Source organism: Staphylococcus schleiferi (genome assembly GCF_025558325.1).
Taxonomy (GTDB): domain Bacteria; phylum Bacillota; class Bacilli; order Staphylococcales; family Staphylococcaceae; genus Staphylococcus; species Staphylococcus schleiferi.
On record NZ_CP094712.1, the window covers coordinates 1,499,534 to 1,512,565 of the forward strand.

13 protein-coding genes are annotated in these 13,032 nt (G+C 34.5%); 4 read left to right on the forward strand and 9 right to left on the reverse strand.

Annotated elements, in window-relative coordinates:
- Positions 1–257 precede the first annotated feature (257 nt).
- Positions 258–482 carry a DNA damage-induced cell division inhibitor SosA gene (sosA, locus tag MUA40_RS07055; protein ID WP_016425002.1) on the reverse strand — a complete coding sequence of 75 codons (225 nt, stop codon included), beginning with the start codon at positions 480–482 and terminating at the stop codon, positions 258–260.
- 144 nt (positions 483–626) lie between these two features.
- On the opposite strand from sosA, the gene lexA reads away from it, so the two are divergent.
- Positions 627–1,250, forward strand: coding sequence for a transcriptional repressor LexA (gene lexA / locus MUA40_RS07060; RefSeq protein WP_016425001.1), 624 nt, complete (start codon positions 627–629; stop codon positions 1,248–1,250).
- Positions 1,251–1,482: 232 nt separating this feature from the next.
- On the opposite strand, the gene MUA40_RS07065 is transcribed toward lexA, so the two are convergent.
- The 3 genes from MUA40_RS07065 to rpsN all read right to left on the reverse strand — a co-directional run bounded on the left by MUA40_RS07065 (position 1,483) and on the right by rpsN (position 3,831).
- A complete protein-coding gene (locus MUA40_RS07065; protein ID WP_170166963.1) occupies positions 1,483–2,499 on the reverse strand; it encodes a CAP domain-containing protein in 1,017 nt (338 codons plus the stop codon).
- 5 nt (positions 2,500–2,504) lie between these two features.
- The gene (guaC, locus tag MUA40_RS07070; protein ID WP_016424999.1) at positions 2,505–3,482 is read right to left on the reverse strand and encodes a GMP reductase; all 978 of its coding nucleotides are present in this window, start codon (positions 3,480–3,482) and stop codon (positions 2,505–2,507) included.
- A gap of 79 nt (positions 3,483–3,561) precedes the next feature.
- Positions 3,562–3,831 (reverse strand): 30S ribosomal protein S14, encoded by a 270-nt coding sequence (gene rpsN / locus MUA40_RS07075; RefSeq protein ID WP_016424998.1) that lies wholly within the window; start codon positions 3,829–3,831, stop codon positions 3,562–3,564.
- A 173-nt stretch (positions 3,832–4,004) separates the two neighbouring features.
- Here rpsN and rpmG point away from each other — a divergent pair, with 173 nt between their 5' ends.
- Positions 4,005–4,154 (forward strand): 50S ribosomal protein L33, encoded by a 150-nt coding sequence (gene rpmG / locus MUA40_RS07080; RefSeq protein WP_014613994.1) that lies wholly within the window; start codon positions 4,005–4,007, stop codon positions 4,152–4,154.
- A gap of 300 nt (positions 4,155–4,454) precedes the next feature.
- Here the strand turns inward: rpmG and MUA40_RS07085 are convergent, their stop codons facing one another.
- Positions 4,455–5,654 carry an IS110 family RNA-guided transposase gene (locus MUA40_RS07085; RefSeq protein ID WP_281182775.1) on the reverse strand — a complete coding sequence of 400 codons (1,200 nt, stop codon included), beginning with the start codon at positions 5,652–5,654 and terminating at the stop codon, positions 4,455–4,457.
- Between the two features lie 672 nt (positions 5,655–6,326).
- Here MUA40_RS07085 and MUA40_RS07090 point away from each other — a divergent pair.
- Together MUA40_RS07090 and MUA40_RS07095 are read left to right on the forward strand one after the other, a co-directional pair.
- Positions 6,327–7,781, forward strand: coding sequence for an amino acid permease (locus MUA40_RS07090; RefSeq protein WP_262569319.1), 1,455 nt, complete (start codon positions 6,327–6,329; stop codon positions 7,779–7,781).
- Between the two features lie 230 nt (positions 7,782–8,011).
- Positions 8,012–8,326, forward strand: coding sequence for a hypothetical protein (locus MUA40_RS07095; RefSeq protein WP_016424996.1), 315 nt, complete (start codon positions 8,012–8,014; stop codon positions 8,324–8,326).
- Positions 8,327–8,494: 168 nt separating this feature from the next.
- Here the strand turns inward: MUA40_RS07095 and MUA40_RS07100 are convergent, their stop codons facing one another.
- The 4 genes from MUA40_RS07100 to MUA40_RS07115 all read right to left on the reverse strand — a co-directional run bounded on the left by MUA40_RS07100 (position 8,495) and on the right by MUA40_RS07115 (position 12,906).
- Positions 8,495–9,301, reverse strand: a complete 807-nt coding sequence (locus MUA40_RS07100) for a Cof-type HAD-IIB family hydrolase (protein ID WP_126496132.1) — start codon at positions 9,299–9,301, stop codon at positions 8,495–8,497.
- A gap of 334 nt (positions 9,302–9,635) precedes the next feature.
- Positions 9,636–10,556 carry a homoserine kinase gene (gene thrB / locus MUA40_RS07105; protein ID WP_016424994.1) on the reverse strand — a complete coding sequence of 307 codons (921 nt, stop codon included), beginning with the start codon at positions 10,554–10,556 and terminating at the stop codon, positions 9,636–9,638.
- Positions 10,553–11,617: a threonine synthase gene (thrC, locus tag MUA40_RS07110; RefSeq protein ID WP_016424993.1), complete on the reverse strand. Its 1,065-nt coding sequence runs from the start codon at positions 11,615–11,617 to the stop codon at positions 10,553–10,555. The genes thrB and thrC overlap by 4 nt, the downstream gene beginning before the upstream one ends.
- A 5-nt stretch (positions 11,618–11,622) precedes the next feature.
- Entirely contained in the window at positions 11,623–12,906 is a 1,284-nt protein-coding gene (locus tag MUA40_RS07115; protein ID WP_016424992.1) for a homoserine dehydrogenase, read from the reverse strand.
- Positions 12,907–13,032 lie beyond the last annotated feature (126 nt).

The window sequence follows — 13,032 nt, forward strand, 5'->3', positions numbered from 1 at the left end:
AAAAATAGGCATATAGAAAGGTACAATTTATTAAAAAATTAAAATAGCTAATTCAAAAGAAGGTTGTCTTTTTCTTTTATAGACTTTATCAATAGTTCGTCTACCAGTCTAACTGACCTCGAGCATATTTTGACTCGAGGTTCAAATGAGACTGAAAACTTCGATGTGTCATAATATATGGGATGTCTAATTGGAAAAGAAATGGAAGTAAAAATGGAGGTTAAAAGTATTTCGTACGCAGAAAAAGTTGATTTTGATTAACGACCAAGTGTTGTCGCAATGGCTGGCTGATTCGTATCGATGTGTTCGTGTTTTTGAACTTTTTCTGTTTGGTTTGTTTTCAATTGATGATCTGTCATTTCGTACGTTTGTTCTGTATGGCTACTATCGCTTGCTAATACAAAGAATGTAAAGAAAAGTAGTATAGATATGATAAATACCGCTAAGAACAGGTATATTTCTGAAATTTTAACATGAATCATTGCTATCACTCCTAGAACGTTTGTTTGTATTAATACTCTAACAGAACAAATGTTCTATGTCAACATCAAAACGAACAAACGTTTGTGATTATTTCATCAATATGTTATACTAATTTCAAACCAAGCGAAGAAGGAGTGTGCGAAATGAGAGAGCTCACAAAGAGACAAAGCGAAATATTTGAATTTATAAAGCATGTCGTGCAAACAAAAGGGTATCCACCGAGTGTTCGAGAAATCGGTGAAGCAGTTGGTTTAGCTTCAAGTTCAACTGTGCACGGTCATTTATCTAGATTAGAAGAAAAAGGGTATATTAGACGAGACCCCACTAAGCCTCGTGCCATAGAAATTGTGAATGAACTCATGGGAGAACCTGTGAATATGGAAGAAACGATCTATGTGCCTGTCATTGGTAAGGTTACTGCAGGGACACCTATTTCTGCTATTGAGAACGTTGAAGAATACTACCCATTACCAGAACATTTCACTTCAACACATAACGGCCAAATATTCATCCTAAATGTTATAGGAGAGAGTATGATTGAAGCTGGTATATTAGACGGAGATAAAGTTATCGTTAGAAGCCAATCTATCGCTGAAAATGGTGACATCATTGTAGCTATGACTGATGAAGACGAGGCTACAGTAAAAAGATTTTATAAAGAAAAAAATAGATACCGTCTTCAACCAGAAAACAGTAGTTTAGAACCTATTTATTTAGATAATGTCACTGTACTCGGAAAAGTGATTGGCTTATTCAGAGAAATGTAAAAATGACATTTGATCACTCCTTCTAAAAAAAGCAAGCGACTTAATGAAGCACATTCATTAGTCGCTCGCTTTATTTTTTTATTTTTTATTGAGTAATTTTTTAATACGATCTAAAATATCTTCCGATTGATTTAAAGGAGGTTGATTTTGTTGATTAATTTCTTTTCTCCAAATCATATTCACTGTTAATCACTTCCAAAGAAGCTATTCCCCTTTATCTCAGCATCAAACATTAACCGATATAGTTTTCTGTGAAAAATGGTTGACGGTCTGAATTAAAATCAACACCAATACCTATTGTTTTCACACTTCTATTCAATATATTTTTACGATGTCCTTTAGAATTCATAAGTCCATGATGGGCATATATAGGACTCGTTTGACCATATGCTAAGTTTTCTGCAGCAACTTGATATTGATGTCCATCAGCTTTAATACGATCAAATGGTGTTTTACCGCTTAAATCATTATGATCAAAGTAATGATTTTTTGCCATATCAGTACTATGCTTTCTTGCTGTTTGCGCAAGAGAATCAGAATAAGCTAATGGTTTTAAGCCTTTTTGAACTCTTGTAGCATTTAACAAGACATAATCACCTTTTTCAAAACTATCACTCAAATATTTTGAAGGGGCAGCGTACTGCGCATTTAATTTATTCTCCATCGTATGACTGATTTGCATCAATCCCATGAGTCGATTGTTGTCATATTTATCATAGAAAGCAGTTGTGTAGATGCCATTTTTATCAAAAATATCATAATCTTGTTGCTCTTTTTTATAAATCGTATGACCTTTTTTAATTTCCTCTACAGGTGTTCCGAGTTTATCACGGACAAAATCTTTAGGGCTTCCATATTTAATCCCATTTTTAGAAGTAATCATATTTTGATTCGTATACAACCCGTGTACTTTATCATTGATAAAACTGACCATGACAAATTCGTTAAAATCATGATGGTAGACATACCAACGTGTACCATATTCGTTTCCTATTTTGGATACTGGTTGCCCAAGTTTTGCTTCAACTTGCTTTTTAGTCATATTCATTTGAATATTCCTCATCGCAAAAACTTGCTGTTCTGGCGTTTTTAACGTCGTTTCATTTGTTTCACCATCGACAAATTGATCAATTTTTTCATTCGCTGGCTTCACAAAATCAGATATTACCGTACTCGGTTGAATGGGGACAAAAAGAATGATTAACAATCCTATAAGAAAAAACAAAAGGAATTTACGGATGATCAACAGCTCCTTTAATCTCTGTCACCATTAAAAATAGAATTACGAACGATGACGTAGTCTACCTTTCTGAGCGCATCAATGTCTTTGCCACCTGCATATGAAATCGAACTTTGTAAGTCTTCTTTCATTTCAGTGAGGGTATCTTTTAATGCACCTTTATGTTCGACAAACATTTTTTTACCCTCAACATTTTTACGTTCACCTTTTTGAAATTCTGATGCACTACCGAAGTATTCCTTGTAAGTTTTACCATCTATTTCAACCGTTTCTCCTGGTGATTCTTCATGGGCAGCAAATAATGACCCTATCATTACCATTGAAGCACCAAAACGGATTGATTTTGCGATATCACCATGTGTTCGAATACCACCGTCTGCAATAATCGGTTTACGCGCCGCTTTACTACAGTGATTCACCGCTGCCAGTTGCCATCCACCGGTACCAAAACCAGTTTTAATTTTAGTGATACACACGCGACCTGGACCGATACCTACTTTTGTAGCATCTGCACCCGCATTTTCAAGTTCTCTTACGCCTTCAGGGGTACCCACATTCCCTGCGATAACAAATACATTCGGTAATTGTTTTTTAATATGCTGAATCATTTCAATAACTTGATCTGAATGACCGTGTGCAATATCGATTGTAATATACTCAGGAGAAAGACCTTCTGCTTTTAATTGATTGATAAAATCAAATTCACCTTGTTTTACACCTACTGAAATTGATGCAAAGTAGCCTTTTTCATGCATTCTTTTAACGAATGGTAAACGTGCTGCTTCGTCAAATCTATGCATAATATAGAAGTAATCATTTTGAGCAAACCACTCTGCCAATGATTCATTCATCACGGTTTGCATATTTGCTGGGACAACAGGTAATTTAAAACGCTTCGGTCCAAATTGAATGGAAGTATCGATTTCTGAACGACTTTTAACTACACTTTTATTAGGGATGAGTTGTATATCTTCATAATCAAAAATTTTCATAAAAAAAGCCCCTTTATATATTTATTCCTATGATAATATACTATCTTTAGGAAACAAAGTAAATAAAGGGAGATCGGTTTTACCAGCTTGATTTTTTAACACCAGGGATTTGTCCTTTGTGTGCATGTTCTCTAAATGCGATACGAGACATTTCAAATTTACGCATAACACCACGAGGACGACCTGTAACTTTACATCTACGAGTTAAACGTGTAGGTGATGCGTCTCTAGGTAATTTTTTAAGACCTTCATAGTCACCTTTTGCTTTTAATTCTCTTCTAATTTCAGCATATTTAGCGACCATTTCTTCTCTTTTTTTCTCTTTAGCTATTTTAGACTTCTTAGCCATTTATATGAACAACTCCTTTGAATCGTAATTATTACGTTTTACATCATAGCACATTCTTTTCCCTATTCGCAAGCCTTTAAAATATAAAAAAGTAAAAAAGAGTTGGCAAAAATGGAGTGACATGCTAAAATATTAAATCGTAATAGTTTCAATTTGAAAAGGAGGTCCTACCCATGCGCGTAAACGTTACTTTAGCATGTACTGAATGTGGTGATCGTAACTATATCACAACTAAAAACAAACGAACTAATCCTGAGCGTATTGAAATGATGAAATACTGCCCAAGATTAAACAAACATACTTTACACAGAGAAACTAAATAATCGTAGTGCTTATATCATAACACTACGATTATAAAGTATAAAAGAAAATGAATCTATCATTTCTTTAACTTAAATCACAAGTGTCATTGCCTTGTCATATTTTCGAGGCAATTAGACATTCATTGAGGATTTTTATATTTAAACGATTTGATTATTAATTTTGAGTTGAATTATTTATGTCCTAGGCTCTTTCCTACGATTAGTCAAGTCTTTATGTTTAAAATAAGCATTACTAAATTAGCCCGTTCAATTTAATTTTTTTGAATAAGGTGTTATGATGTATATGATTATATGGTTACATTAGTGTGGTGCTTTTTGATAATCATATAATTGATTGTTAGTAATAAGATAATGAATGGTTTTTAACAAACGATTCACACTAGCTATGACTGCAGTCTTATGAGGTTTCTCATTTGGCTGCTTTCTTAATTTGTAGTAATAGTCTGCAACATGATTTTTATAACGATTTCGTCCTCTAATGATATTCATGATGATTAGAAACAATAAACGTCTAGCTTTCTTATTACCTCTTTTATTAATTGTATCTCTGCTCATAGAATTACCTGATTGATAACGTTTTATATCAATTCCGACATACGCATTGAGTTGTTTGTTTGTTTCAAAATGTGTTATATCTCCAAGCTCTCCAATCAGTAAAGCAGTGGTTAATTCTCCTAACCCAGGAATAGAAACTATATTTTCAAACGCATCAGTTGTCTTAGCTAATTTAATCATCTCTTTATCAAACAAATCTTTTTCATGCATAGATTTAAGTAATTTATCACATAGATGTCTTAATTTCTCTACGAGAAATGAAGATTGTTTAACTGTAGGGAAGCTATTTTGTGCTATTGAAATCAAATCATTCGTATACTTTTGAGCTTTTTTAATGGACATGCCTTTAGCTGTTGAATTAAGTATGGTATGAGTTAATTCGTCATGTGTTAATGCGAAAACACAATTGGGATGAGGAAATACTTTAGCTATATTTAAAGCAATCTTAGAGTACCTATTTTTAAATAACTTTTCTAAGCCTGGAAATGTTTGATGAAGCACTTCAACTAATTCTACCTTTAGTTTATTTTGATCATTTTCCATTTCTAAATGAAATCTTGCACGTTCTCTAAGCTCAAAATATATTTCTTCAGTATGACGTTGAATTTTAGCGTCCTTCATATTGAATGCCAAAAGCGCAAGTTTATGTGCATCAGCTTGATCGGTTTTCCATGATCTTAAAGAACTTGTTCTGAATTTAGCTTCTAACGGGTTCATCTCAATATAATTAATTTGATTTACGCGACAAAATCGAGTCATACCTCTTGAATAAATACCAGTAGATTCAAAAATGATTTGTAGGTGGTCTAAATCATTCAAATACTTTAATAAATAATTATAACCATTTTTATTATTTTGAATGGTAAATTCTCTTTGAAATTGATCGTTATGATAATGAGCTACGACACTACTTCTTTTACTAATATCAACACCTAAGTAATTGATAAATATAGCCTCCTTTAAAGAATTGAGAAGCTTTGAACTTTACTTAGCCTTTTTCATCTCATTTTCCTATACACGGTTTCAAGAACCCAACATACTTCAAACGAATTTCAAAAGGAGAGTAAAGCTGATCAGTTTAAATTGCGGATTCAAAGATCCAAGAGTCTACTCGATCTACTTCTCTCTACAACTATAAAAAATAGCTGTGAAGAAATCTATCGTCATAAATTTCTTCACAGCTAATCTTAGTATGTTTTAACAGTAGAGCAGGATACCTATCTTTTATTTAAAATACGACACCAGTCAAATTACGTCACACACGCGAATACGTAATTTGACTTTTTTTATGTGTTTTAAAGCTCAATGAAGTCAATTGAGTCACTTCAAACTCTCTTCAGTATATATTTATTATGTTATACATACCATGTTAAATTTTGAGTCTACTCCTCTTTTATTTAGCCCACTGAACGAAATGTTTGCTTACTATTTTAATTACTTAGAAGCAAAATTGAATCGTAGCCTTAAACGCCATCCAGGCTATTTGACATATTCCACTCTTAATGAATATGCTTAAAAACCTTATTTTTATCACTTTAAAGTCTTAAATTTCTATTGAAACTATACTACTTTAGAAGTAAAATAAATGAAAATCTAAATTATGAGGAGAAATTGTTTATGGAAGAAAAGAATTTGAGTAGAACCCTCCAATCAAGGCATATCACAATGATTGCCATTGGGGGTGCTATCGGAACAGGATTGTTTGTAGCAACCGGTGGCGTTATCGCACAAGCTGGCCCAGGTGGTGCCATACTCGCATACATGATTATAGGTATTATGTTGTACTTTTTAATGTCATCTATCGGGGAAATGGCTACATTTTATCCAGTGTCAGGTGCATTTAGTAGTTATGCAACACGTTTCGTTGATCCGTCACTTGGTTTCACGATGGGATGGCTTTATTGGACTATCTGGTCGTTGGTTACAAGTGTAGATGTCATCGTCGCATCTAATGTGATTAGTTATTGGGATACCTTTCATTTCTTCTCACCTCTTGTTTGGAGTCTGCTTTTTCTAACATTACTATTCTTAGTTAATGTATTCACTGTAAAAGCCTTTGGAGAAGCTGAGTTTTGGCTCTCATTAATCAAAGTCATTACAATTATTATTTTCATAATACTCGGTATTTTAATGATTTTTGGTATTCTAGGTGGGCATTACTATGGTCTTAAAAACTTTACGATTGGAGAAGCACCGTTCGTAGGCGGCATTTCAGGATTTTTAATCGTGCTGTTAATTGCTGGATTTTCAGTTGGTGGTACTGAAGTTGTGGCGGTAACTGCAGGGGAATCTGATAATCCAAGAGAATCTATGCCTAAGGCGATTAAACAAGTGTTCTGGAGAATTTTACTGTTTTATGTATTATCCATCGCTGTTATTTCAGCCATTTTAGCTTATACTGATCCGACATTACTTAACGAGAGTGGATCCATTGCACAAAGCCCATTTACGATTGTATTCGACAAAGTAGGTATTGCATTTGCTGCTTCTGTTATTAATGCGGTCATTTTAACTTCATTACTTTCAGCAGCTAATTCTGGTGTCTTTACTACAAGTCGTATGCTTTATTCATTAAGTCAACATGGGCAAGCGCCTCAATTTTTAGGTAAAATTCATCATCGCTCAAAATTACCTTTAAATGCTTTATTTACAACTTTTATTTTTATTGCGATTGTTACGCTCTATGCCAATTACAATCCAAAAAGCGTCATTGGGTTGCTAAATATTATTGGTGCACTGGTCACATTTGTATGGGGCTCAAGTTTAATTGCACAAATCCGAATGAGACGTGCAATTAAGAAACAAAATAAAGATATTGATCAACTACTTGCGTATAAAGCACCGTTCTTCCCTGTGGGACCGATTATCGTTATTGCAATCTTGTTGTTCTTAATATTTGGTAGTTCAGCAGAAGCTATTGTTCATTTTGAAGTTTCTAAATTACTTCAAAGCTTTTTACCTATTATTGTGCTAATTGTTGTTTATTTCGTACACAAAGCAATCAATAAAACAAAAGTGATTCCTCTTGAAGAAATAGATTTAAGTGAACATGAGTCCTATCGCGAATCATAAATATCACTTTAATCACTTTCTTGAATTACACCCTATACTCGATGACTATTTTCAGTAGTCATCGTGCACTATCATGGAGTGAGACGTACAAAGTCACGCTCCATGTTTCTTTTTATCCCCCATCATTTTTAACTTGCCTATATTGATGTGAAAACCTATTTATCTCCCATTTACTATAAATCGTTAAATAATGTATAATTAAGTTAATAAATTGTAAAGGTGGTTATTGTATGGTCGGTCAAACAAACCTTTTCGATGATGTTTTAAAGCCGGATGAACGTTTTGTCATCGTCGTTCAAGCTTTAGAAAATAAAAATGGGCAATTAGCAAAACGTACGTTAAGAGAATATAGTAGCTTAACCCATGATCAGATGAACAATTTATTTCAACATTTAAAAGAACTATATTTAGACTCTGAGTTTGAAGCGAATCAATCTGCATTCACAATTACAGTCTATACGAACTTAGACTATACTGCAGATCAAGTGTATGCCCATATTAAACGTCATCGTGGCAAACACGAATGGACACATACTGCAAAATAGCATCATCTATTTGTTCCATAAAAAACAACACAAGTCATAATGATAACAGCTGAATTTCACTTTATAATCCATTTTATCGTTATCTAAAGACTTGTGTTGCTTTTTAAATTTTTATATGCGAACAGTGTACGGCTTTAATCTATTTTATTTCACGAGTCCGAGTGCTGCTTATTTGTTTATAAGTTGTTCTAACGCGTATGGAATTCCATCTTCATCATTACTTTTGGTTACCATATCTGCTTGTTCTTTTACTTCATCAGATGCATTATCCATTGCAACTGCAGTCCCAGCAGTTTTAAACATTTCTAAATCATTGGCGCTATCACCAAAAGCTACAATATAATTTACATCAATATCCAATCGCTCCGCTAACGCTTCAATGGCTGCACCTTTTGAAACGCTTTTTCTCATGAATTCTAGGAAAAATGGTTTACTTGTAGTCATGTCGATAGCTTCATTAAATTCGTTTCCGAATTGTTTAGTAATTTTTTCAATGTTTTCTTCAAAGTCAACACCCATTACTTTCGGAACTGATTTTTGAATGTAACTTTTCAAATCATCTACTTTTTCCATTTCTAAACCAGTCAATTCAGATTCTCGATTCATGTATTCATGTTCACCATCATAGATAATCTTGCCGTGATCATACGTAAGAACAAATAAATCATGTTCTCGACAAAAATCTACAATTTTATCAAATTCTTCCTTCTCAATATCTTTTTTTGATACAACCTTATCAGCAGCTAAATCAGTTGTTTGAGCACCGTTATAGCTCATTATATAACTGCCATACTGATCCATTTTAAGTTCTTTTGCTGTCGGTAACATCCCTTCAGTCGGACGACCTGAAGCTAAAGCAAGTTTATAACCTTCATTTTGTAGATCAAGCAAATAAGATTTTGTTTTTTCTGAAAGATGGTTTTCAGAAGTCATTAATGTATCATCCATATCCATTACAATTAATTCAATTTTCATCTAACAATCTCCTTTCAACTTGTTTATATCTTACAATAGTCTTCCGAACATATACAATCAAACCGATTGGTAAATAACAAATAAAGTCCTTTTATAGTGCACTAATGAATCAACACAGATAAAAAAGAAGAGTGAGACAGAAATCAATTCGGATTCGTCCCACCCTTCCACGGCAAAGATGACTAATAATGTACAAACTTTCATACAAAAACATACGTAAAGAGTACATCTATGCACCTTTTATTTAAAGCCCACATTAGACTAAATGTATAATATTTCAGTGTCAAGTTTCCATCTTATTTGATATGTAAATCAAACGCGACACGGTACCTGTTTAATAATGATGAATGACGTCGCTCACCACACCTGTTGTATTTACAGTTGCTAACTCTGAATGACAACTTTTAACTTCTTTGCGTAATGCGCGCACAAGCGGACCGCTGTTTTCTTTTTTTACCATCGTTAAAATGGTTGGCCCCGCTCCTGATAAAACAGTGGCATAAGCATGATAACGATGAGCAATTGTTTTAATTTGATCAAAATCTTGAATAAGATGTTGACGAAACGGTTCGTGCAAGCCATCTTGTTCCATCATTTGACCTGCGAGAACATAATTATGCTGAATTAGCGCACTTATCATGGTATTGCTAATAGCGCTATATTTCACCGCTTCTTTATGCGTCAGTGTCTCTGGCAATACTTTTCGTGCTGTTGTTGTCGCTAACTCATAGCTTGGTATTGTAACGATAAAATCAACATCTGGTACATCAATATGTGCAACACTTGTGACATGTGTTTCTTCATTATGATAGCCCACTACTAATCCGCCATAAATCGTCGGTGCGACATTATCAGGATGACCTTCAATATTAGTGGCAAGTTGTAAAAGCTCGTACTTGGATAACTCTATATCGCCAAAATAATTGGCGATGTATAAAGCAGCAACAAGTGCAGATGCCGAAGAGCCAAGACCTCGCGCTAGAGGAATGTCACTAAACATTCTTATTTCTAAAGCAGGTAAGGTCACTTGATACTTATTGGCCACTTTTTGAGCAATCTGATACATATAATGCCCCTCATCTTCAGGTAAACCGACCAAATGCGGGCCTTCATGAACAAATCTCCATTTTTCACCTGAAATGATTTGCGCCTCGATGTATAAAAACTTGTTCAATGCCATACCAATTGAATCAAAGCCACAACCCAGATTCGCTGTCGATGCGGGAACTTTTAAGCTCAAATTATTTTTTGTCATTGTAACGCATCCTTAATATATTGAATAATACTTTCCTTATTATTTGGTAATGCTTGAATTGGATTCTCTAATAAACCAATCGCAGTGTCTGGATCTTTTAAACCATTTCCTGTTAATACCGCAACAACACGTTGTCCTGGTTTGAGTCGACCTTGACGATGTAATTTAATCAGACCTGCAATAGACGCATTACTTGCTGGCTCACTAAAAATACCTTCTTTAGACGTCATCAATTGATAAGCTTCTAAAATTTCTTCATCTGTGACAGCATCAATAAGTCCTTGTGACTCATCAATAGCCTGTACTGCTTTCTCCCAACTTGCAGGATTACCAATACGAATCGCCGTTGCGATAGTCTCTGGATTTTTCACGACTTTGTTTTGCACAATTGGCGAAGCGCCTTCTGCTTGAAAGCCAAACATCTGTGGTAATCCAGATTGATTTGCATCATGATAAGTTTTAAATCCTTTCCAATATGCAGTAATATTGCCTGCATTACCGACTGGTATCGCTAAAACATCGGGTGCTTGTCCATCAAGTTGGTCGACAATTTCAAATGCACCTGTTTTTTGACCTTCAATTCGGTATGGATTGACAGAGTTTACTAATTCAATTTCACCGTCTTGCGCTACTTCTTTTACGATTTCTAAAGCTTCATCAAAATTTCCTTCAATAGAAACAATTTCTGCACCATACATCACAGCTTGTGATAATTTACCCAATGCGATTTTACCTTCCGGAATAACTACAATCGCTTTTAAACCTGCTCTTGCAGCATAAGCAGCTGCCGAAGCAGATGTATTGCCTGTTGATGCGCAAATCACAATTTTACGCCCTTGTTCCTTAGCTTTAGTGACTGCCATCACCATACCTCTATCTTTAAATGAACCTGTAGGATTGGCACCTTCATATTTGACGTAGAGTTCGATACCTAACATTTCAGAAATTGTATCGCAATAAATTAAAGGCGTATGCCCTTCATTTAATGTCACTTTAGGTGTATCATCTGTGACTGGTAAAAATGATTGATATTCTTCAACAAGACCTTTCCATAATTTCATGCTTATCAAACTCCTTCAACTGGATATACTTTTTGTACGTGATAGCCTTCTTCTGATTCGACGTAAGTTGTTGGATGATGATCAACACCTACAACAACCACTGCTACACTATGAGGCGATAACGGTTCAATTTGAAGAGACTTATGAAAAGGTAGCTTGCTTTTCAATGTCGCTTCGACTTGTTTTTGTGAAACTTCAGGTGTATTAACCACTAAATAATAACTTTCCTTTTCTTTTATCGTTACTGTTTCGCCATCATCCATCATTTCTTTTGTTTTATCGGTTTTTAATTCAAAATGCGGTGGTAATGTATGAAGATCAGACTCAAATTGGAGTGCAACATTTAATAAGTCACTCACGACTGCTGAGCCTGTCGCTAAACTGCCGGCACCTTTCCCATAAAACATAGTTTCTCCTACAGCGTCTCCGATAACATATATCGCATTGTATTCATTTTCAACCGCTGCAAGTTGGTGTGAATGCGCAATTAAAGTCGGTTTCACGGATGCTTCCACTTTACCGCTGACATAGGCACCCTTACCGATAAGTTTAATCTTGTATCCTAATGCTTTTGCTGCATCTATATCGTGGGTCGTTACACCACTAATCCCTTCTGTTTCAACATCTTTTAAATTAATTACTTGGTTAAATGATAAATAGGAAGTAATAACGACTTTACGCGCTGCATCGATACCTTCAACATCATCTGTTGGATCGGCTTCTGCAAATCCTAAATCTTGTGCTTCTTTTAAAGCATCTTCGTAAGGTGTGCCTTCTTCTGTCATTTTAGTCAAAATAAAATTCGAAGTACCATTAAAGACACCCATGAATTTACTGATATTATTCGCATTCAATCCATTGTTTATTGCATTGACAATCGGTATACCCCCAGCTACACTCGCTTCATATTTAAGCGCCACTGCATTTTCTTGTGCTAGGTCTTCTAAAACACGTAAGTGAACAGCCAACAAATCTTTATTCGCCGTAATGACATGTTTCTTTTGAGTCAATGCTGCTTTTAACCAGTCCACAGTCGGCTCAATCCCACCCATCACTTCAATAATAATATCAACATCATTGTCATTTAAAATGTCATTGATGTCCTCGGTTAAGTGATATCGAGAAATGTTCAATGGACGTTTTTTTGATGTGTCTCGGACCAAAATATGTTTGATGTGGATATCTTTTTGAATTGTATCTTTAATTTGTTGATGGTTCTCTTCAATGATTTTTACGACACCTGAACCGACAGTACCTAATCCTAATAACGCAACATTGAGTTGTTTCATCTAAATCCCTCCGCTTAAATTCTCTCAAAAATTATTCAAGTACAGTTGAAATATATGTAAATATGGTTTAGTATAAATTCATTCACAAAGTTTGTAAAGTTCTAAAAATTTAGAAATATACCTTTA

Excerpts from the sequence above, each read along its gene's own strand:
- rpmG (WP_014613994.1), top strand. The coding sequence starts at position 4,005 with ATGCGCGTAAACGTTACTTTAGCATGTACTGAATGTGGTGATCGTAAC.
- rpsN (WP_016424998.1), bottom strand. The coding sequence starts at position 3,831 with ATGGCTAAGAAGTCTAAAATAGCTAAAGAGAAAAAAAGAGAAGAAATG.
- guaC (WP_016424999.1), bottom strand. The coding sequence starts at position 3,482 with ATGAAAATTTTTGATTATGAAGATATACAACTCATCCCTAATAAAAGT.
- lexA (WP_016425001.1), top strand. The coding sequence starts at position 627 with ATGAGAGAGCTCACAAAGAGACAAAGCGAAATATTTGAATTTATAAAG.
- MUA40_RS07115 (WP_016424992.1), bottom strand. The coding sequence starts at position 12,906 with ATGAAACAACTCAATGTTGCGTTATTAGGATTAGGTACTGTCGGTTCA.
- thrB (WP_016424994.1), bottom strand. The coding sequence starts at position 10,556 with ATGACAAAAAATAATTTGAGCTTAAAAGTTCCCGCATCGACAGCGAAT.
- MUA40_RS07100 (WP_126496132.1), bottom strand. The coding sequence starts at position 9,301 with ATGAAAATTGAATTAATTGTAATGGATATGGATGATACATTAATGACT.
- MUA40_RS07090 (WP_262569319.1), top strand. The coding sequence starts at position 6,327 with ATGGAAGAAAAGAATTTGAGTAGAACCCTCCAATCAAGGCATATCACA.
- sosA (WP_016425002.1), bottom strand. The coding sequence starts at position 482 with ATGATTCATGTTAAAATTTCAGAAATATACCTGTTCTTAGCGGTATTT.
- thrC (WP_016424993.1), bottom strand. The coding sequence starts at position 11,617 with ATGAAATTATGGAAAGGTCTTGTTGAAGAATATCAATCATTTTTACCA.
- MUA40_RS07095 (WP_016424996.1), top strand. The coding sequence starts at position 8,012 with ATGGTCGGTCAAACAAACCTTTTCGATGATGTTTTAAAGCCGGATGAA.